Source organism: Enterobacter cloacae (genome assembly GCF_011078175.1).
In the GTDB taxonomy this organism is placed as follows: domain Bacteria; phylum Pseudomonadota; class Gammaproteobacteria; order Enterobacterales; family Enterobacteriaceae; genus Enterobacter; species Enterobacter cloacae_Q.
Genome location: NZ_JAALCJ010000006.1, coordinates 55,914 through 76,876, shown reverse-complemented (window position 1 = coordinate 76,876; position 20,963 = coordinate 55,914). Strand labels below are relative to the sequence as shown.

At 57.7% G+C, this 20,963-nt stretch carries 17 protein-coding genes and 4 tRNA genes; 18 read left to right on the top strand and 3 right to left on the bottom strand.

Annotated elements, in window-relative coordinates; all coding sequences use genetic code 11:
- Positions 1–86: 86 nt before the first annotated feature.
- The 4 genes from G6Q29_RS14205 to G6Q29_RS14190 all read left to right on the top strand — a co-directional run bounded on the left by G6Q29_RS14205 (position 87) and on the right by G6Q29_RS14190 (position 5,026).
- Complete coding sequence (locus G6Q29_RS14205) at positions 87–1,100, top strand: LacI family DNA-binding transcriptional regulator (RefSeq protein WP_165466126.1); 1,014 nt, start codon at positions 87–89, stop codon at positions 1,098–1,100.
- A 133-nt stretch (positions 1,101–1,233) separates the two neighbouring features.
- Entirely contained in the window at positions 1,234–1,779 is a 546-nt protein-coding gene (gene hydN, locus G6Q29_RS14200) for an electron transport protein HydN (protein WP_165466125.1), read from the top strand.
- 6 nt (positions 1,780–1,785) lie between these two features.
- Positions 1,786–4,002, top strand: a complete 2,217-nt coding sequence (hypF, locus tag G6Q29_RS14195; protein ID WP_165466124.1) for a carbamoyltransferase HypF — start codon at positions 1,786–1,788, stop codon at positions 4,000–4,002.
- Between the two features lies 1 nt (position 4,003).
- Positions 4,004–5,026 (top strand): HoxN/HupN/NixA family nickel/cobalt transporter, encoded by a 1,023-nt coding sequence (locus tag G6Q29_RS14190; protein WP_165466123.1) that lies wholly within the window; start codon positions 4,004–4,006, stop codon positions 5,024–5,026.
- Between the two features lie 127 nt (positions 5,027–5,153).
- Here G6Q29_RS14190 and norW read toward each other — a convergent pair whose 3' ends face one another.
- Both norW and norV read right to left on the bottom strand, forming a co-directional pair.
- Positions 5,154–6,287, bottom strand: a complete 1,134-nt coding sequence (norW, locus tag G6Q29_RS14185) for an NADH:flavorubredoxin reductase NorW (RefSeq protein WP_165466122.1) — start codon at positions 6,285–6,287, stop codon at positions 5,154–5,156.
- Positions 6,284–7,732: an anaerobic nitric oxide reductase flavorubredoxin gene (norV, locus tag G6Q29_RS14180; RefSeq protein WP_165466121.1), complete on the bottom strand. Its 1,449-nt coding sequence runs from the start codon at positions 7,730–7,732 to the stop codon at positions 6,284–6,286. The genes norW and norV overlap by 4 nt, the downstream gene beginning before the upstream one ends.
- A gap of 187 nt (positions 7,733–7,919) precedes the next feature.
- Between norV and norR the strand changes: the two genes are divergently transcribed.
- Entirely contained in the window at positions 7,920–9,434 is a 1,515-nt protein-coding gene (norR, locus tag G6Q29_RS14175; RefSeq protein WP_207309798.1) for a nitric oxide reductase transcriptional regulator NorR, read from the top strand.
- Here norR and gutQ read toward each other — a convergent pair.
- Positions 9,431–10,396 (bottom strand): arabinose-5-phosphate isomerase GutQ, encoded by a 966-nt coding sequence (gutQ, locus tag G6Q29_RS14170; protein ID WP_165466119.1) that lies wholly within the window; start codon positions 10,394–10,396, stop codon positions 9,431–9,433. The two genes, norR and gutQ, sit on opposite strands and share 4 nt — an antisense overlap.
- Positions 10,397–10,586: 190 nt before the next feature.
- Here gutQ and mltB point away from each other — a divergent pair, with 190 nt between their 5' ends.
- The 13 genes from mltB to G6Q29_RS14105 all read left to right on the top strand — a co-directional run bounded on the left by mltB (position 10,587) and on the right by G6Q29_RS14105 (position 20,827).
- Positions 10,587–11,687, top strand: a complete 1,101-nt coding sequence (mltB, locus tag G6Q29_RS14165) for a lytic murein transglycosylase B (RefSeq protein ID WP_165466118.1) — start codon at positions 10,587–10,589, stop codon at positions 11,685–11,687.
- Between the two features lie 273 nt (positions 11,688–11,960).
- Complete coding sequence (locus G6Q29_RS14160) at positions 11,961–12,614, top strand: metal ABC transporter ATP-binding protein (RefSeq protein WP_165466117.1); 654 nt, start codon at positions 11,961–11,963, stop codon at positions 12,612–12,614.
- Positions 12,611–13,471, top strand: coding sequence for a metal ABC transporter permease (locus G6Q29_RS14155; protein ID WP_165466116.1), 861 nt, complete (start codon positions 12,611–12,613; stop codon positions 13,469–13,471). Before G6Q29_RS14160 ends, G6Q29_RS14155 begins: the two co-directional genes overlap by 4 nt.
- A gap of 14 nt (positions 13,472–13,485) precedes the next feature.
- Positions 13,486–14,364: a metal ABC transporter substrate-binding protein gene (locus G6Q29_RS14150; protein ID WP_165466115.1), complete on the top strand. Its 879-nt coding sequence runs from the start codon at positions 13,486–13,488 to the stop codon at positions 14,362–14,364.
- A gap of 130 nt (positions 14,365–14,494) precedes the next feature.
- Positions 14,495–14,992 (top strand): nicotinamide-nucleotide amidase, encoded by a 498-nt coding sequence (gene pncC, locus G6Q29_RS14145; protein ID WP_165466114.1) that lies wholly within the window; start codon positions 14,495–14,497, stop codon positions 14,990–14,992.
- A gap of 89 nt (positions 14,993–15,081) precedes the next feature.
- Positions 15,082–16,140, top strand: coding sequence for a recombinase RecA (gene recA / locus G6Q29_RS14140; protein WP_015571667.1), 1,059 nt, complete (start codon positions 15,082–15,084; stop codon positions 16,138–16,140).
- A gap of 68 nt (positions 16,141–16,208) precedes the next feature.
- Positions 16,209–16,709, top strand: coding sequence for a recombination regulator RecX (recX, locus tag G6Q29_RS14135; RefSeq protein ID WP_017382782.1), 501 nt, complete (start codon positions 16,209–16,211; stop codon positions 16,707–16,709).
- A gap of 131 nt (positions 16,710–16,840) precedes the next feature.
- A complete protein-coding gene (gene alaS, locus G6Q29_RS14130; RefSeq protein WP_165466113.1) occupies positions 16,841–19,468 on the top strand; it encodes an alanine--tRNA ligase in 2,628 nt (875 codons plus the stop codon).
- A gap of 241 nt (positions 19,469–19,709) precedes the next feature.
- Entirely contained in the window at positions 19,710–19,895 is a 186-nt protein-coding gene (gene csrA, locus G6Q29_RS14125) for a carbon storage regulator CsrA (protein ID WP_000906486.1), read from the top strand.
- Between the two features lie 342 nt (positions 19,896–20,237).
- A tRNA-Ser gene (locus tag G6Q29_RS14120) sits at positions 20,238–20,330 on the top strand.
- A 4-nt stretch (positions 20,331–20,334) separates the two neighbouring features.
- A tRNA-Arg gene (locus tag G6Q29_RS14115) sits at positions 20,335–20,411 on the top strand.
- A 65-nt stretch (positions 20,412–20,476) separates the two neighbouring features.
- Positions 20,477–20,553: transfer RNA gene (locus G6Q29_RS14110), tRNA-Arg, on the top strand.
- Between the two features lie 197 nt (positions 20,554–20,750).
- Positions 20,751–20,827: transfer RNA gene (locus G6Q29_RS14105), tRNA-Arg, on the top strand.
- Positions 20,828–20,963 lie beyond the last annotated feature (136 nt).

The following is a 20,963-nucleotide window of genomic DNA, read 5'->3' as shown; positions in this document are numbered from 1 at the left end:
AGTACCAAAAGCGTGATAACGCCGCTGCGACAATTTTTCTGCGGTGAAGTACACTGCGGCTCATCGGTTTTGAATGGAATAACAATATGACCACGATGCTGGAAGTGGCGAAGCGGGCAGGCGTGTCGAAAGCGACGGTCTCCCGGGTGCTGTCGGGGAACGGTTACGTCAGTCAGGAGACCAAAGACCGGGTGTTTCGGGCCATCGAAGAGAGCGGGTATCGCCCCAATCTGCTGGCGCGAAACCTGGCGACTAAACGCACCCAGACCCTGGGGCTGGTGGTGACGAACACCCTGTACCACGGGGTCTACTTTAGCGAGCTGCTGTTTAACGCCGCGCGGATGACGGAAGAGAAGGGGCGTCAGCTGATCCTTGCTGATGGTAAACACAGTGCCGAAGAGGAGCGCGAGGCGATCCAGTACCTGCTGGATATGCGCTGCGACGCGGTGATCATCTATCCACGTTTTCTGAGCGTGGAAGAGCTGGACGAAATTATTGAGAAATGCGAGCAGCCGATTATGGTGCTCAACCGCCGTTTGCGGAAAAACAGCAGTCACTGCGTCTGGTCCGATCATAAAGCGTCGTGTCAGGACGCGGTGGCGCAGCTGATTGCGAAAGGGCACCGGGAGATTGCGTTTATCACCGGTTCGCTGGATTCTCCGACCGGCGTTGAGCGACTGTCCGGTTACAAAGATGCGCTGGCGCAGCACGGTATTGCCCTGCGTGACGAACTGATCGCCGAAGGGAAGTGGAACCCGGCCAGCGGCGCGGCGGCGGTCACTCAACTGCTTGCCCGCGGCGAACCGTTTACCGCGCTGGTAGCGAGTAACGACGATATGGCGATTGGTGCCATCAAGCAGTTGCACGAGAGCGGCGTCGCCGCTCCGGGCGCGGTATCCATCATCGGCTTCGACGACGTGGCGATCGCGCCCTACATTGTCCCGTCCCTCTCCAGCGTGCGTATTCCGGTAACGGAGATGATCCAGGAGACCATCAGCCGTCTGATTTTCATGCTCGACGGCGGTGAGTTTAAGCCTCAGCAAACCTTCTCCGGCGAGCTAATCCTGCGCGACTCCGTCATTGACGGCCCGCATCGCTGACGTCGACATCTGTCATCGTCACTAATGACGATGACAGATCCTTCTCTTTTCCATTTCCCTATAAAATCAATGTATTAAATATTGGCACGGTTTATGAATAACTTCGCGCATAACAGTTATGCCGGAGAAGCAGATGAACCGTTTTATTATGGCCGATGCCAGCAAATGCATTGGCTGCCGAACTTGTGAAGTGGCGTGCGTGGTTTCCCATCAGGCGGAGCAGGACTGCGCCTCTCTCACCCCCGATACCTTCCTGCCGCGCATCCACGTCATTAAAGGCGTGAATATTTCTACCGCCGCTATCTGTCGCCAGTGCGAAGACGCGCCGTGCGCCAACGTCTGTCCGAACGGCGCGATTAAACGCGAGAAAGGTTTTGTGCACGTGATGCAGGAGCGCTGCATCGGGTGTAAAACCTGCGTGGTAGCGTGTCCGTATGGTGCGATGGAGGTGGTCGTTCGCCCTGTGGTGCGTAACAGCGGTATCGGGCTGAGCGTACGCGCGGAAAAAGCTGAAGCCAATAAATGTGACCTCTGCTATCACCGCGACGCCGGTCCGGCATGTATGGAAGCCTGTCCGACGCATGCGCTGGTCTGCGTCGATCGCGACAAGCTCGAAAAGATGAGTGCCGAAAAACGCCGCCGCGCGGCGTTCGACACCTCGTCATCGCTGCTGTTTTAAGCTGCAATGCGCGTTAACGGCGTACAGCTCCGGGTGCGCGGCAAGGTGCAGGGGGTGGGATTTCGTCCCTTCGTCTGGCAGCTTGCGCACCTGCTGGGGCTGGCGGGCGATGTGTGCAATGACGGAGAGGGTGTCCTGGTGCGTCTCGCGGGCAGTGGGGGAGACTTTGCCGCGAGACTGCGCCAGGATTGCCCACCGCTGGCGCGTATCGATCGCATTGAAACGCAGCCGTTCAGCTGGACGACGCTGCCGAATGAGTTTGCCATCCGCCACAGCGTGAGCGGGGCGATGGACACGCAAATCGTCCCGGATGCCGCCACCTGTCCCGCGTGCCTGGCGGAAATGTGCGATCCCCGTGAACGTCGCTACCGCTACCCCTTTATCAACTGTACCCACTGTGGGCCGCGTTTCACCATTATCCGCGCCATGCCGTATGACCGACCGGCCACCTCAATGGCGCCGTTCCCGCTCTGTCCGCCGTGCGAAACGGAATACCGCAATCCCGCTGACCGGCGTTTTCACGCCCAGCCGGTGGCCTGCCCGGACTGTGGGCCACGGCTGGAGTGGCGAGCTGGAGACACGGTTGCCACCCGTGAATCAGCGTTAAGTGCGGCGGTGGAGAGGCTGAAAAACGGCGGGATTGTAGCGGTCAAGGGGCTGGGGGGATTTCACCTGGTCTGCGATGCGCTTAACCCGCAGGCGATTTTGACATTGCGGACACGCAAGCAGCGCCCGACCAAGCCGCTGGCGGTGATGATCCCGCATGCGGACGATCTGCCGGAGGCCATCCAGACGCTGTTACGTTCACCCGCTGCGCCGATTGTGCTGACGCCAAAAGGCTGCCTTCATGCATTTCCTGAGGAGATTGCGCCGGGGCTAAATACGGTCGGCGTGATGTTACCCGCGAACCCGGTCCAGCATTTGCTGATGATGGCGTGCCGGCGTCCGCTGGTGATGACTTCCGGGAACCTCAGCGGCAGACCGCCCGCCATCACCAACCCGCAGGCGCTGGAAGAACTCAGTGACATCGCTGATGGCTTCCTGCTGCACAACCGCGACATCCTGCAACGGATGGATGATTCGGTGATGGATCGGGATGGCGCCATCCTGCGTCGCGCGCGCGGTTTTGTGCCGGATGCCCTCACACTACCCGCCGGATTCCGTGATATCCCTCCCATGCTGTGCACCGGCGCGGAGATGAAAAACACCTTCTGCCTGGTGCGTGGAAACCAGGCCGTGCTGAGCCAGCATTTTGGCGATCTGAGCGACGAGGGCGTAGAGGCACAGTGGCGCAGCGCACTCTCGACGATGCAGGATATCTACGCCCTTCAGCCTGAGCGCGTGGTGTGTGATGCTCATCCGGGCTATCACACCCGACAGTGGGCTCAGGCGCAGGCGCTGCCCGTTGAGACCGTTCTGCATCATCATGCGCATGCGGCAGCGTGTCTGGCGGAAAACGGCTGGCCGCTCGATGGCGGGGATGTTATTGCCCTGACGCTGGACGGGATCGGCATGGGCGAGAACGGCGTGCTGTGGGGCGGTGAGTGTCTGCGGGTGAACTATCGCGACTGCGAACGGCTGGGCGGTCTGCCAGCCGTTGCGCTGCCGGGAGGCGATCTGGCGGCAAAACAGCCGTGGCGCAATTTGCTCGCCCACTGTCTGGCGTTCGTACCTGACTGGCAACAGTACCCGGAAACAGAGGCGGTACAGCGTCAAAACTGGCCGCTGCTGGCAGCGGCAGTGGCACGCGGTATCAATGCGCCGCGGGCGTCGTCCTGTGGTCGTCTGTTTGACGCCGTGGCCTGTGCGCTGGGCATTGAAACGCAACGCTATGAGGGCGAAGCCGCGTGCCGGCTGGAGGCGCTGGCCGAACGCTGCCCGGGCGTCGATCATCCGGTGACGCTACAGGGGGATAACCTTGCGCTGTTCTGGCAACAGTGGCTTGCCTGGCGGGCGGAACCTGACGAGCGCGCCTGGGCCTTTCACGATGCGCTGGCAAAAGGGCTGAGTGAACTGGCGGCAACGCATGCTCGCCGATTGTCGCTCTCTACGGTGTGCTTCAGCGGCGGAGTCCTTCACAACCGCCTGCTGCGCGCGCGCCTTCGTCATTACCTTTCTGATTTTACGCTTCTTTTCCCTTCGCGCCTGCCCGCAGGCGACGGAGCGATCTCCTTCGGGCAGGCGGTGGTTGCTGCCGCCCGATCATGTTCACAAAGGATTTAAAATGTTACGACTTTTACGCAATGAACCTCGTGCAGCGGGCCTGCTGCTGGCTCTGGTGATGGCGAACCTGCTGGCATGGGGGCTGGCATGGCACACCTTTAGCGGCAGCACGGCGCTGATGGCCGCCAGCCTGCTGGCATGGTGTTACGGTCTGCGTCATGCGGTGGACGCCGACCACATTGCCGCGATTGATACCGTGACGCGTAAGATGATGCAGCAGGGCAAGCGCCCGTCCGGCGTGGGCGCATGGTTTTCCCTCGGACACTCTACCATCGTTGTGCTGGCCTCCATTGCTATCGCCGCTACCGCCACGGCGTTTCAAAAAAACATGGAATGGTTCCACGAAACCGGCAGCCTGATTGGCACCGCCGTCTCCGCCACCTTCCTGCTGGCGATGGCGCTGGTGAATATGGTGATCCTCCGCGGCGTCTGGCGCAGTTTTCAGGCGCTAAAAAACGGCAGGTCCGTGCAGGGCGACATCACGTTGCCTGCACAGGGTGGCGCCATGAACTGGCTGTTCGGCAAAACCTTCCGCCTCGTCAACAGGAGCTGGCAGATGTATCTGGTGGGCTTCCTGTTTGGCCTCGGCTTTGACACGGCCACCGAAATTGGCGTGCTGGGGATCTCCGCCGCCAGCGCCTCCAGCGGGATGTCTGTGTGGTCGATCATGATCTTCCCGGCGCTCTTCGCCAGCGGCATGGCGCTGGTGGATACGCTCGATAACCTGCTGATGGTGGGTGCCTACGGCTGGGCGTTTAACAAGCCGCAGCGCAAGCTGTACTACAATATGACCATCACCGGCACCTCGGTGGTGGTGGCGCTGTTTATCGGCGGGCTGGAAGCGCTGGGTCTGCTGATGGATAAGTTCGCCCTCAGCGGCGGCGTGTGGGATCTGATTGGCGCGGTGAATGATAACCTGGGCGACGCCGGGTTTGTGGTGGTCGGGCTGTTTGTCGCCTGCTGGCTGATCTCGATGGCGAATTACCGCTGGCGGGGCTATGACGCGCTGGTGGTGCGGTCCTGACGCTGAAAGGGTAGCCATAAAAAAAAGCCCCGGGACATCGGGGCGGTGGACAACAGGATCCAAAGGTTAAGTAAGCGTGGCAGTACTTTAGGCCGGGTAAGCGGAGCGCCACCCGGCATGACGAGGGTTAAGCAGGTAACGATTTCAGCAGCGCGAAGGCCTCCTTCATTCTGTCTTCGCTGACCACAAAGGCGCGCATCTGACCGGCAGTATCGGTGCCGCGCGCCACCATGCCCTGAGGCGAAAGGGCAATCTCCCAGTCCAGATCCTGACGCTGCGTTTCACCTGCGAGATGCAGCGGTAGTTCCGGCGTTTTTACCTTCACCAGCATGGCGGGTAATTTCACCGGCGCGTTGCCGCCGAGCAGGTTTTTCGCCAGGAACATGGCGCTTAACTGAATCGGTTGCAGGAACGGCAGCACCTGACCGTTAATTTCCGCGCAGTCGCCCAGGGCATAAATGTCCGGCCGTGTGGTTTGCAGGTAGCTGTCCACCTTCACGCCGCGATTGATCTCTGCGCCCGCGCGGTGCGCCAGCGCGGTTTCCGGGCGCAACCCCGTCGCCGCAATAACCACATCCACTTCCACGCTGCGGTTGCGGTCGAGCGTCGCACAAATGCCGGTTTCGGTTTTACTCAGGCTCTGCAACTGCGATTTCAGCAGCAGATGCACGCCCATGTCGGTCAGACGATGCTGTAAGCGACTGCTAACTTCTGCCGGCATCAGCGCTGACAGAATGCTGGCCGCGTGGTCAACCAGGGTGACGGATTTTCCCGCCCGGCAGAAGTCCATCGCCAGCTCGGTGCCAATCAGCCCGCCGCCGACAATCATCACTCGCGTGGCGTCGCGTAACAGGGTCTCGCTGGCCTGATACTCCTGCTGGCTGTTGAGCGTGACCATCAGCTCGCGGCCCTCAACCGGCGGCACAAACGCCGATGCCCCTGTCGCCAGCACCAGCTTGTCGTACTGCCAGGTTTTATCTTTCGCTTTCACCACGCGGGCGTCGGCGTCGATATCGGTGATCCAGGTGTACGGAAACAGATGCAGGTTAAACTGTTCTGCGAACTCCCCCGCCGTCTGGCGGGTGAGATCGTCGGCGCGCTGATTCTGGCTAATGACGTGGCTTAAATCAGGCTTGTTGTACTCGTCCATGCTGTCGGCGGCGATCACCGTCAACGGCACGTTAGCATCCTGTTTGCGAATATTTTTCACCAGCTGGCGGGCGGCAAAGCCCGAGCCGATAATGACGATGCCGTGGCTCATTTTGCCTCCGTTGCCAGTTCATCAAAGACGTCTTTCCCGAGGGAACATTCCGGGCAGAGGAAATTGTCCGGCACCTCGCTCCACGGCGTGCCCGGTGCGACATCCTGCAACGGCTCGCCCAGTTCAGGATCGTAAATCCACTGGCAGACGCTGCACTGCATGCACGGGCCGAGATCGGCAGCGGCAGGGGCGGCTTCTTCGACGGACTCAGTCGCAACAGCCGCGGCGGGTGCGGTCTCCGGCAGCGGCGCAAGCGCCCACTGGCGGGCGATGTCGCGACCGTGCTGGCGACAGATTTCCAGCGCGTCGAGATCCGGACGCCATTTCGCCTTCAGGCTCAGGGACATCTCAAAACCGGCATCCTGTAAACGGGTGGAGAGACGGTCTACCGCGCCGCCGCTCCAGCCGTGTGAACCAAAGGCGCTGGCGCGTTTGTTACGGAAGCGCAGGCCGGTCATCTCTTCCACCAGACCAGCAATTTTCGGCATCATCACGTTATTCATGGTGGAGGTCCCCACCAGCACGCCTTTAGAGCGGAAGACGTTGGTCAATACCTCATTCTTATCACTGCGCGCCACGTTGAAGATTTTCACCGCCACGTTCGGGTCCACTTCGTTGATGCCCTGGGCAATGGCGTCTGCCATCATGCGGGTGTTGTTGGACATGGTGTCGTAGAAGATGGTGATGCGGTCTTCCTGATAATCCGCCGCCCACTTCAGGTACAGCTCGACGATCTGGGTAGGATTTTCACGCCATACCACGCCGTGGGAGGTGGCAATCATATCCACCGGCAGGTTGAAGCCGAGGATCTCGGTGATTTTTGGCGTCACCAGACGGCTGAACGGGGTGAGAATGTTAGCGTAGTAGCGCTGGCACTGTTCGAACAGCTCGGTCTGATCCACTTCGTCATTGAACAGGCGTTCGTCACAGTAGTGCTGGCCGAAGGCGTCGTTGCTGAACAGCACCGCGTCACCGGTCATGTAGGTCATCATGCTGTCCGGCCAGTGCAGCATTGGGGTTTCCACGAAGATTAGCTGTTTGCCGTTGCCGATATCCAGCGTGTCGCCGGTTTTCACGGTGTGGAAGTTCCACTCCGGATGGTGGTGGTGGCCGTTGATGGAGTCAATGGCGTTGGTGGTGCAGTAGATCGGGGTATCCGGAATGTAAGACATCAGCTCGGTCAGTGCTCCGGCGTGATCCTCTTCCGCATGATTGATAATGATGTAGTCGATGTCGTTCAGATCGATTTCGCTGCGCAGGTTCTGCACGAACTCGCGGCTGAATTTGTGATCGACGGTATCGATCAGAACGTTTTTACCTTCGCGGATAAGATAGCTGTTATAGCTGCTGCCGCGCAGCGTTTTATATTCCGTCCCGTGGAAATCGCGCACTTCCCAGTCACGTTGACCAACCCAATGAATGTTATTTTTAACCAGAATAGACATAGCAACCTCAACGTAATACAGCGTTTTCAAATAAGATGGTTTGCATATATCAAGTTGCGTGCCAACTTTTTAAATTATTGAAAATAATGGAATTATATTTTCATTATCCACAATGGGTAGTCATTTTGACTATCTTAAAAATTGTCAATATGACACTATGCATAGTCAAAATGACAGTGAGGCAAAGATGAGCTTTTCCGTAGACGTGCTGGCGAAGATCGCCATAGAACTGCAAACCGGTATTGGTCATCAGGACCGCTTCCAACGGCTGATCTCCACGTTGCGCCACGTGCTGGATTGCGATGCGTCGGCGCTGCTGCGTTACGAAGGGCGGCAGTTTATTCCGCTGGCCATCGACGGGCTGGCGAAGGACGTACTAGGACGGCGCTTTACGCTGGAGGGCCACCCGCGTCTGGAAACCATCGCCCGCGCGGGGGACGTGGTGCGTTTCCCGGCGGACAGCGATCTGCCCGACCCGTACGACGGCCTGATCCCCGGGCAGGAGAGCCTGAAGGTGCACGCCTGTATTGGCCTGCCGTTATTTGCCGGGCAGAACCTGATTGGCGCATTAACCCTTGATGGCATGTCGCCGGATCAGTTCGACACCTTTAGCGACGAAGAGCTACGGTTAATTGCTGCGCTGGCGGCCGGGGCGCTGAACAACGCGCTGCTGATAGAACAGCTTGAGAGCCAGAACATCCTTCCCGGTAGCCCGACGGTGTTTGAGCCGGTGGCGCACACCCAGATGATCGGCCTTTCGCCGGGCATGGAACAGCTCAAAAAAGAGATTGAGATTGTCGCCGCGTCTGATTTGAACGTGCTGATCTTCGGTGAAACCGGCACCGGTAAAGAACTGGTGGCGAAAGCGATCCATGAAGCCTCGCCTCGTGCGGTGAACCCGCTGGTGTACCTCAACTGCGCGGCGTTGCCGGAAAGCGTGGCGGAAAGTGAGCTGTTCGGACACGTCAAAGGGGCGTTTACCGGGGCGATCAGCAACCGCAGCGGCAAATTTGAAATGGCCGATAACGGCACGCTGTTCCTTGATGAAATTGGCGAGCTTTCCCTTTCGCTCCAGGCCAAACTGCTACGGGTGTTGCAGTATGGCGATATTCAACGCGTGGGGGACGATCGCAGCTTACGCGTGGATGTGCGCGTGCTGGCGGCGACGAACCGCGATCTGCGCGAAGAAGTGCTGGCGGGCCATTTCCGTGCCGATTTGTTCCACCGGCTGAGCGTGTTCCCGCTCACGGTGCCGCCGCTGCGCGAGCGGGGCGATGACGTGGTGCTGCTGGCGGGCTTTTTCTGCGAACAGTGTCGGCTCAAAATGGGGCTTTCCCGCGTGGTGCTAAGCCCTGGCGCGAGGACGCACCTGCTGAGCTACGGCTGGCCAGGTAACGTGCGTGAACTGGAACATGCGATCCACCGTGCGGTGGTGCTGGCGCGGGCAACGCGTACGGGGGATGAAGTGGTTATTCATGCGCGCCATTTCGCGCTGCATGAGGAAACGACGCCGTCCGCGAAGCCGGTGATACCTGAGAGCGTGACCGAAAACCTGCGCGAGGCGACGGATGCGTTTCAGCGCCAGATGATTACCCGCGCGCTGGAGCAGAATAACCGCAGCTGGGCGGCGTGCGCGCGGGCGCTGGAGATGGACGTTGCCAACCTCCACAGGCTGGCGAAACGTCTGGGGCTGAAGGGTTAAATAATTCCCGCCTGGTAGAAGTCTTGCAGGTTGATCGCGCCGCACAGCCTGCCATGCTCGTCCACCACTGGCGCGGCGGTGATTTTGCGCTTCATCAGCACCTCTTTGGCTTCTATGGCGCGGCTGTCGGCATTCAGCGTCAGCCCGCCTTTGGTCATTGCTTCGGATACCCTCGCCTCCAGCTTGCCGCTGCCCACCAGCCAGCGGCGCAGGTCGCCGTCGGTGAAGACGCCCTTCACCTGGTGGTCGTTATCGCATACCGCCACCAGCCCCAGCCCGGTGCGGCTCAACTCCAGCATGGCGTCCATCACGCTGGTGTCGAGTTTGACCTGAGGAATGGCATCGTCCGTACGCATCAGGTGGTGAACCTTGTTAAGCAGACGTGCCCCAAGCGCGCCCGCAGGATGGGAGCGGGCAAAATCTTCCTCACTAAAGCCGCGCGCCTGCATCACCGCCATCGCCAGGGCGTCGCCCATCATCAGCGTGTTGACGGTGCTGGAAGTCGGTGCGAGGTGCATCGGGCAGGCTTCACGCTCAACGGAAATGTCCAGCGTTGCTTTCGCGGCCAGCGCCAGCGGCGAGCGGGACTTTCCGGTCATTGCTAACAGGGCTACCGATTTTTCTTGCAGGCGAGGGATGATGAGATCCAGCTCTTTGGCTGAACCGGAGTAGGAGATAAACAGCATCACGTCGCGGCTTTCGATCATCCCCAGATCGCCATGCAGCGCTTCGGCAGGATGAACGAAGAATGCCGGGGTGCCAGTGCTGGCAAGCGTCGCGGCAATCTTCTTGCCGATATGACCGGATTTACCGATACCCGCCACAATCACTTTGCCCTCACAGTGGATAATGGTGTTGGCTGCACGAACAAAATCCTCACCCAGACGCTCCGGCAGGTGGCTGGCTTCCTGTAGCTCCAGCAGAAGGGTCTGACGGCCTGCGTTTAACAGAAAATCACTCATTTTTCTCTCCGGTTACGATCGTTCCGATCCCCCGCTCCAACAGAAGGGGCGCTCATCATAATGCATTCTCCCTGCGCCGACCGTGGTCAATGATAAAGATTTTGCTTATGGCCACATAACCGCTTCCTTGAGGTGTTGCGGATGCTTTACCATACTGGGTTCTTAACCGAACTCGTTAAATGGATGCCACATGTTCAAGCGTCGTTATGCAGCGCTGTTACCTGCGCTTATTCTCCTGTCCGCCTGTAGTAGCAAACCCAAGACTGAAGCCGTTCAGCAAACGGCGGGCGCGCCTTCCGGCGGGTTCCTGCTAGAGCCGCAGCACAATATGATGCAGATGGGCGGTGACTTCGCGAACAACCCTGCGGCCGAACAGTTCATCGATAAAATGGTGAGCAAACACGGTTTTGACCGCCAGCAGCTGCATGCCATTTTGTCTCAGGCGAAGCGTCTGGACTACGTGCTGCGCCTGATGGACAGGCAGGCGCCGACGGCCCAGGTGCCGACCGGGCCAAACGGCGCGTGGCTGCGCTACCGCAAACAGTTTATTACCCCGGACAACGTGCAAAACGGCGTGGCGTTCTGGAATCAGTATGAAGACGCCCTGAACCGCGCGTGGCAGGTCTATGGTGTTCCGCCTGAAATCATTGTCGGGATTATCGGCGTGGAAACACGCTGGGGGCGCGTGATGGGCAAAACCCGCATCCTTGATGCGCTGGCGACGCTTTCCTTTAACTACCCGCGCCGCGCCGACTATTTCTCTTCCGAACTGGAAACTTTCCTGCTGATGGCGCGAGACGAACAGGACGATCCGTTAGATCTGAAAGGGTCGTTCGCCGGTGCGATGGGCTACGGCCAGTTTATGCCATCCTCCTATAAGCAGTATGCGGTAGATTTTAACGGGGATGGCCACATCAACCTGTGGGATCCCGAAGATGCCATTGGCAGCGTGGCGAACTACTTCAAAGCGCACGGCTGGACGCCGGGCGGCCAGGTGGCGGTGCAGGCGAACGGCGAGGCGTTTGGTCTGGAAAACGGATTTAAAACCAAATACAGCGTGGCGCAGCTGGCAGCGGCAGGCTTAACGCCGTCGCAGCCGCTGGGTAATGTTGACCAGGTGAGCCTGCTGCGTCTGGATGTCGGGACCGGTTATCAGTACTGGTTCGGGCTGCCAAACTTCTACACCATTACCCGCTACAACCACAGCACGCACTATGCGATGGCGGTATGGCAGCTGGGGCTGGCGGTCTCTCAGGCGCGTGTACCAGCAGCGTCACCGTTTAGCCAGTAAGTCCCCTTATTCTTCCCTCTCCCTGTGGGAGAGGGCTGGGCTGGGGTGAGGGCACCCGCCCGCACCTGTTTCCCGCAGAAACATTTCGCCACACTCCCATTTCACTCCCGCCGTTTACATCTTAATTGTCTTTCATTATTGTTATGTTATAACATTAATTTGAATTGAGATATCCATGTCCCTGTTTTCTCTCTCATCCCCGGTTCGGCTGCTGCTGGCGCTGGTGCTCATTCTGTTTCTCTGCCTGGCCGTGCGCTGGGCGGTGGCGTTGTCATGATCGTGATGAATGACCTGGTGGCAGGGTACGATCGCCAGCCCGTAACGCGCGCGCTGTCCGGCGTGATTGAACGCGGGAGCATGACCGCCATCGTCGGGGCCAACGGCTGCGGCAAATCCACGCTGCTGAAAACGCTCGCCGGCTTTATTCCGCCCGTCAGCGGTACCTTTCGCTGGCAGGGAAGACGTCCGGTGGTGGGCTGGCTGGCGCAGCGTCACGCGCTGGAGGCGCAATTTCCTCTGACCGTGCAGGACGTAGTGAGCATGGGCTGCTGGCCAGCAATCTCGTTGTTTGCCGGTTTTCGTCGGGATACCCGCATGCGCATTGCCGGCGCGCTGGAGCGCGTGGGGCTGGAGTCCATGGCGTTCTCCACCATTGATGAACTTTCCGGCGGCCAGTTTCAGCGCATGCTGTTTGCCCGCGTTTTGGTGCAGCAGGCGCCGCTGGTGATGCTGGATGAGCCTTTCACCGGCGTCGATGAAGCGACCTGCAACGTGCTGATGGATCTGATGCTGGAGATGTATATGCAGGGGCAGACCCTGCTGGCGGTACTGCACGACAGCGAACGCGTCTCGCGCCACTTCCCACAAACGTTGCGGCTGGACGCTGATATGCCGCACTGGAAAACCGAGCGGGTGAGGGTGGCATGATCTGGCATCTCTTCTTCCAGCCGTTTATTGAGTACGGCTTTATGCGGCGCGCGCTGGTGGTTTGCCTGGCGCTCTCCGTCAGCACCACTGCGCTGGGCGTATTTCTTCAGCTGCGTCGGATGAGCCTGATGGGGGACGCCCTTTCTCACGCCATTTTACCGGGTGTCGCGGTGGGCTATCTGCTCAGCGGGATGTCGCTGCTGGCAATGACTGTCGGCGGGTTTATTGCCGGGATCGCCGTGGCGCTGGTGGCCGGGCTGGTCAGCCGCCGCACGCCGCTTAAAGAAGACGCCAGCTTTGCCGGATTCTATCTTGGCTCGCTGGCGCTGGGCGTCACGCTGGTGTCGCTGCGCGGTTCAAATGTCGATCTGCTTCATCTTCTGTTTGGCTCCATTCTTGCCGTGGATAGCGCGTCAGCCCTGTTCGTGACGGGCGTTTGCATGTTCACGCTCCTCACGCTGGCGATTTTTTATCGGGGGCTGGTCAGCGAAGCGTTTGATACCGCGTGGTTGCAGGTGAACGCGCGCTGGCTGCCCGGGATGTTACACGGTCTGTTTCTGGCGCTGCTGGTGCTCAACCTGGTAGCCGGTTTTCAGGTGCTCGGCACGTTGATGGCCGTCGGGCTGATGATGTTACCCGCCGTGGCGGCACGCTGCTGGGTGCGCACGCTGCCAGGGTTGCTTTTGGTGGCGGGTATCAGCGGTATTTTTTGCGCGTGGCTGGGCTTAAGCCTTTCCTGGGCAGTGAGTCTGCCCGCCGGACCCTCCATTGTGCTGACCGCCAGCGCATTGTTCTTTATTTCAGTTTTATTTGGCACGCGCAGCAGGCTGGCGGATAGTCTGCGAGCGCTTATTTAACGCAAGGGGAAACGATGAAACGTACAGGATTAGCCGTGGCGCTAGCGCTCGGCATGATGACGCACGGGGTAATGGCGAAAACGCTCAATGTGGTGACCAGCTTTTCCATCCTGGGGGACATTACGCAGCAGGTCGGCGGCGACCGCGTGAAGGTGACAACGCTGGTGGGGCCAGACGGTGATCCCCATACCTTCGAACCCTCGCCTAAAGACAGCGCGGCGCTGAGCAAAGCTGACGTGGTGGTGGTCAATGGACTGGGGCTGGAGGGCTGGCTCGACCGTCTGGTGAAAGCCTCCGGATTCAAAGGCCAGCTGGTGGTTGCTTCGGACGGCGTGAAAACGCACACGCTGGAAGAGGACGGTAAAACCGTGACCGATCCGCACGCGTGGAACAGCGCGGCGAACGGCGCACTGTATGCGCAAAATATTCTCTCAGGGCTGGTGAAAGCCGATCCTGAAGATAAAGCTGCGCTTGAGGCTTCCAGTCAACCCTATATTGCGCAGCTCTCTCAGCTTGACGGTTGGGCTAAAAAGCGTTTCAGCGACATCCCACAGGCGAAGCGCAAAGTGTTGACCAGCCACGATGCCTTCGGCTATTTCAGCCGCGCCTACGGCGTGACGTTTATAGCGCCGCAGGGGCTGTCGTCTGAGAGCGAAGCCAGTGCGGCGCAGGTAGCCGAAATCATCAATCAGATTAAAGCTGACGGCGTGAAAACCTGGTTTATGGAAAACCAGCTCGATCCGCGCCTGGTGAAGCAGATTGCCACCGCCACGGGCGCCCAGCCGGGCGGTGAACTCTACCCGGAAGCGCTGTCCGCGAAGGGCGGCGTGGCGGACACCTACGTCAAGGCGTTTCGCCACAATGTGGACACCCTCGCTAACAGCATGAAATAAGCGTCTCTCTGGCCGGTGCGCCCGCATCGGCTTTTTTCTGAAGCCCCCTCGTAAAACCCGACGCGCATCCCCATATTTGATGAGAAAGTGCTATCTTGTGCTGCATGTTTTACTAAGGCCTGGAGCGAGAATGACTGACCATGAATTGATGCAGCTAAGCGAAGTAGTAGGGCTGGCGTTGAAACAGCGCGGCGCGACTCTCACGACCGCAGAATCCTGCACCGGCGGCTGGGTGGCGAAAGCAATTACCGATATTGCGGGCAGTTCCGCCTGGTTTGAACGCGGCTTTGTGACCTACAGTAACGAGGCTAAAGCGCAGATGATTGGCGTGCGTGAAGCCACGCTTGAGCTGCATGGCGCGGTCAGCGAGCCGGTGGTGATCGAGATGGCGATTGGCGCGCTGAAAGAGGCGCGCGCAGATTACGCTATCTCCATCAGCGGTATCGCGGGGCCGGACGGCGGCAGCGACGTGAAGCCTGTCGGCACCGTCTGGTTTGGCTTTGCCACCTCAAAAGGTGAAGGGATCACCCGCCGGGAATGCTTCAGCGGCGATCGCGAAAGCGTGCGTCGTCAGGCAACGGAATACGCGTTAAACACGCTCTGGCAACAATTTCTACAAAATACTTGATACTGTATGACTATACAGTATAATTGCCTCAACAGAACAGAAGTCCATGGTGAAGCGCAGTTGCTTCTCCCGGCATGACAGGAGTAATAATGGCTATCGACGAAAACAAACAGAAAGCGTTGGCGGCAGCACTGGGTCAGATCGAAAAGCAATTCGGTAAAGGCTCCATCATGCGCCTGGGTGAAGACCGTTCCATGGATGTGGAAACTATCTCCACTGGTTCGCTTTCTCTTGATATCGCACTGGGTGCTGGCGGTTTGCCGATGGGCCGTATCGTAGAAATCTACGGTCCGGAATCTTCGGGTAAAACCACCCTGACGTTGCAGGTTGTTGCGGCGGCACAGCGCGAAGGTAAAACCTGTGCGTTTATCGATGCCGAGCACGCGCTGGACCCGGTCTATGCCCGTAAACTGGGCGTTGATATCGACAACCTGCTGTGCTCCCAGCCGGACACCGGCGAGCAGGCACTGGAAATTTGTGACGCGCTGGCGCGCTCAGGTGCGGTTGACGTGATCATCGTCGACTCCGTTGCGGCGCTGACGCCTAAAGCGGAAATCGAAGGTGAAATCGGTGACTCTCACATGGGCCTCGCGGCACGTATGATGAGCCAGGCGATGCGTAAGCTGGCGGGTAACCTGAAACAGTCCAACACGCTGCTGATCTTCATCAACCAGATCCGTATGAAAATTGGTGTAATGTTCGGTAACCCGGAAACCACCACCGGCGGTAACGCTCTGAAATTCTACGCTTCTGTCCGTCTGGATATCCGCCGTATCGGCGCGGTGAAAGAGGGGGATAACGTGGTCGGTAGCGAAACCCGCGTGAAGGTGGTGAAGAACAAAATCGCAGCACCATTCAAACAGGCTGAGTTCCAGATCCTTTACGGCGAAGGTATCAACTTCCTCGGCGAGCTGGTTGACCTGGGCGTGAAAGAGAAGCTGATTGAAAAAGCGGGCGCATGGTACAGCTACAACGGTGACAAGATTGGTCAGGGTAAAGCGAATGCTATCTCCTGGCTGAAAGAGAACCCGGCGGCGGCGAAAGAGATTGAGAAGAAGGTGCGTGAACTCCTGCTGAACAACCAGGACTCTAAACCTGATTTCGTGGTCGACGGCGCGGATGCTGAAGAAACCAACGAAGACTTTTAATCCTCTCGGATAAAAATGAAGGGCTGCTGATGCGGCCCTTTTTGCATTTCTGAATCGAAGGTTTTTTTATGAGTGAACCGACATCACGCCGACCCGCCTACTCACGCTTGCTGGATCGGGCCGTGCGTATTCTTGCCGTGCGTGACCATAGCGAACAGGAGCTGCGGCGGAAACTGTCAGCGCCCGTTATGAGCAAAAACGGTCCGGAAGACATTGATGCTACCGCGGAAGATTATGACCGTGTGGTTGCCTGGTGCTATGAGCATCACTATCTGGATGACGGACGTTTTGCCGCTCGCTTTCTCGCCAGCCGTGGTCGTAAAGGCTATGGACCAGCGCGTATCCGTCAGGAGCTGAACCAGAAGGGCGTAGCCCGTGAATCGATTGAAAAAGCCATGCGCGAAAGTGAAATCGACTGGTGCGAACTGGCGCGTGAGCAGGCGGTACGAAAATACGGTGAGCCGCTGCCGCGTGAATTTTCAGAAAAAGTCAAAATCCAGCGCTTTTTGCTCTACCGCGGCTTCCTGATGGAAGATATTCAGGATATCTGGCGTAATTTTACCGATTGAACGCATGCGGGATTTTACTTCCCACTAAAGAAAACTTATCTTATTCCCACTTTTTCCAGTAGCTGGTCCGTCCAACTGTTTACAGATACAGATCTGCTGCGACATTTCGTTAGCTTGATTTCAGGATAATTATGAGCAAGAGCACCGCTGAGATCCGTCAGGCGTTTCTCGATTTTTTCCATAGTAAGGGACACCAGGTTGTTGCCAGCAGCTCCCTGGTACCGAACAATGACCCGACTCTGCTGTTTACCAACGCCGGGATGAACCAGTTCAAGGACGTGTTCCTTGGTCTCGACAAGCGTAATTATTCCCGCGCCACAACCTCACAGCGTTGCGTGCGTGCGGGCGGTAAACACAACGATCTGGAAAACGTCGGTTACACCGCGCGCCACCACACCTTCTTCGAAATGCTGGGTAACTTCAGCTTCGGCGACTATTTCAAACACGATGCCATTCAGTACGCGTGGGAACTGCTGACCGGTGAAAATTGGTTCAATCTGCCGAAAGAACGTCTGTGGGTGACCGTGTACGAAACCGATGACGAAGCGTTCGACATCTGGGAAAAAGAAGTGGGTATCCCTCGCGAACGTATCATCCGTATCGGTGACAACAAAGGCGCACCTTACGCGTCTGATAACTTCTGGCAGATGGGCGACACCGGGCCGTGCGGTCCGTGCACCGAGATCTTCTACGATCACGGCGACCATATCTGGGGCGGCCCTCCGGGAAGCGCGGAAGAAGATGGCGATCGCTACATTGAGATCTGGAACATCGTCTTCATGCAGTTCAACCGTCAGGCCGACGGCACCATGGAGCCGCTGCCAAAACCGTCCGTAGATACCGGTATGGGCCTTGAGCGTATCGCGGCCGTTCTGCAACACGTTAACTCCAACTATGAGATTGACCTGTTCAGTACCCTGATCAAAGCCGTTGCTGAGGTAACGGGCGCAACCGATCTGAGCAACAAATCACTGCGCGTTATCGCAGACCATATTCGTTCCTGTGCGTTCCTGATTGCCGATGGCGTTATCCCGTCGAATGAAAACCGTGGCTACGTGCTGCGTCGTATCATTCGTCGTGCGATCCGCCATGGCAACATGCTGGGCGCGAAGGACACCTTCTTCTATAAGCTTGTTGGGCCGCTGATTGGCGTGATGGGTTCTGCCGGCGACGAGCTGAAGCGCCAGCAGGCGCAGGTTGAGCAGGTTCTGAAAACTGAAGAAGAGCAGTTTGCTCGTACGCTGGAGCGCGGTCTGGCGCTGCTGGACGACGAGCTGGCGAAGCTTAAGGGCGACACGCTGGATGGCGAAACCGCTTTCCGCCTGTACGACACCTACGGCTTCCCGGTTGACCTGACGGCGGACGTTTGCCGTGAGCGCAACATCAAAGTTGACGAAGCGGGCTTTGAAGCCGCGATGGAAGAACAGCGTCGTCGTGCGCGTGAATCCAGCGGTTTCGGGGCAGACTACAACGCGATGATCCGCGTTGATAGCGCGTCTGAATTTAAAGGCTACGACGCACTGGAACTGACCGGCAAAGTGACCGCCCTGTTTGTTGACGGTAAAGCCGTAGACAGCATCAGTGCAGGTCAGGATGCGGTTGTCATTCTGGACAAAACGCCGTTCTATGCGGAATCCGGCGGCCAGGTTGGCGATAAAGGCGAACTGAAAGGCAATGGTTTCAGCTTCAGCGTAAGCGACACCCAGAAATTCGGTCAGGCGATTGGTCACCAGGGCAAACTGGTTTCCGGTTCGCTGAACGTGGGCGAGGGCGTGGAGGCTAATGTTGATGAAGCACGCCGTGCGCGCATTCGTCTGAACCACTCTGCAACTCACCTCATGCATGCTGCCCTGCGCGACGTGCTGGGGACTCACGTTGCACAGAAAGGTTCTCTGGTTAACGACAAAGTGCTGCGTTTCGACTTCTCGCACTTTGAAGCGATGAAACCGTCTGAAATCCGTGCGGTGGAAGACCTGGTGAATGCCCAGATCCGCCGTAACCTGCCGATCGAAACCCACGTTATGGATCTCGAGGACGCGAAGAAGAAAGGTGCGATGGCGCTGTTTGGCGAGAAATACGACGACCGCGTTCGCGTGCTGAGCATGGGCGATTTCTCTACCGAACTGTGTGGCGGTACTCATGCATCCCGCACCGGTGACATCGGCTTGTTCCGCATCGTTTCCGAATCCGGTACGGCGGCAGGCGTGCGTCGTATTGAGGCGGTGACCGGAGAAGGCGCAATCGCCAGCCTGCATGCGCAGAGCGACCAGCTGCACGAAATCGCGCAGCTGCTGAAAGGCGATAGCCAGAACCTGGGCGAGAAAGTGCGTGTTGCGCTGGATCGTACCCGTCAGCTGGAAAAAGAACTCCAGCAGCTGAAAGAACAGGCTGCTGCGCAGGAGAGCGCAAACCTCTCCAGCAAAGCGGTAGACATTAAGGGCGTTAAACTGCTGGTCAGCGATCTGGCGGGCGTTGAGCCTAAGATGCTGCGTACGATGGTCGACGATCTGAAGAACCAGCTTGGTTCAACGGTTATCGTGCTGGCAACGGTCGCAGAGGGTAAGGTTTCTCTGATTGCGGGCGTCTCTAAGGATGTGACGGATCGTGTCAAAGCAGGGGAACTGATTGGCATGGTCGCCCAGCAGGTGGGTGGCAAAGGTGGCGGTCGTCCGGACATGGCGCAAGCCGGTGGTACGGATGCGGCGGCACTTCCCGCGGCATTAGCCAGCGTTGAAAGCTGGGTAAGCGCGAAACTGTAATAACTACAAAGCACAAGCAGACGCCATAGCGGTAACGTTATGGCGTCTTGTTCACTGCGCTATCGATAACGATAAAGTCAGGTTGAGTTTGTGTATATCGGCTAAACTTACGTTTAACAGAATGTGATGCCGTGACTGCTTACACATTACGTGTTTGTCATCGCTTACTTTTTGGCGTTATATGATGGATAATGCCGGGATACAAGAGACCCGACTCTTTTAATCTTTCAAGGAGCAAAGAATGCTGATTCTGACTCGTCGAGTTGGTGAGACCCTCATGATTGGGGATGAGGTCACCGTGACAGTTTTAGGGGTAAAGGGTAACCAGGTACGTATTGGTGTTAACGCTCCTAAAGAAGTATCTGTCCACCGTGAAGAGATCTACCAGCGTATCCAGGCTGAAAAATCCCAGCAGTCCAGTTACTAATATTGTCGCGTCTCGCTGTCGGGCGAGACGCAACCCTCCTGCTATTTTTCCTGCATAAAGTTACCGCTCTATTTCAAACGCTTCGTTTTTGACCACTCTCATCATCTTATCTCATGTGAATGACGTGCTTCTCTCAATTGATTTCTGTGAAGATGCCTGCAAAATCCGCTTATAAAACACTCTCTTTGCAGCTTTTACATGCGAATTGAGTGCGAATTGTGCAAACGAAAAAAGCATGTGGAAAATTGTTTGACTTATAAGTCCCAGAAAGTAATATATGCGCCACGCAGCGACGAGAAGCTCTTAACGAGTTGCTCGAAGCACTTGAAAGAGGCGTTGTGTGGTGAGGTGGCCGAGAGGCTGAAGGCGCTCCCCTGCTAAGGGAGTATGCGGTCAAAAGCTGCATCCGGGGTTCGAATCCCCGCCTCACCGCCATTTTGCATCCGTAGCTCAGCTGGATAGAGTACTCGGCTACGAACCGAGCGGTCGGAGGTTCGAATCCTCCCGGATGCACCATCTTATTACTTCATATTGCTTTCGAAGTGATATGAATATCGAGCAGTACAGTAGTAAATCCCGATGCATCCGTAGCTCAGCTGGATAGAGTACTCGGCTACGAACCGAGCGGTCGGAGGTTCGAATCCTCCCGGATGCACCATATTCTCCGAGATAACAGCGATGCTGTTGTTTCAAGGTCTGCGAGTTAATCGCAAGCACCAGGGAGGATAACGTTGCTTTAGCAACGGCCCGAAGGGCGAGGCGCAGCCGAGTAATCCTCCCGGATGCACCATCTTATTACTTCATATTGCTTTCGAAGTGATATGAATATTAAGCAGTACAGTAGTAAATCCCGATGCATCCGTAGCTCAGCTGGATAGAGTACTCGGCTACGAACCGAGCGGTCGGAGGTTCGAATCCTCCCGGATGCACCATATTCTCCGAGATAACAGCGATGCTGTTGTTTCAAGGTCTGCGAGTCAATTGCAAGCACCAGGGAGGATAACGTTGCTTTAGCAACGGCCCGAAGGGCGAGGCGCAGCCGAGTAATCCTCCCGGATGCACCATCTT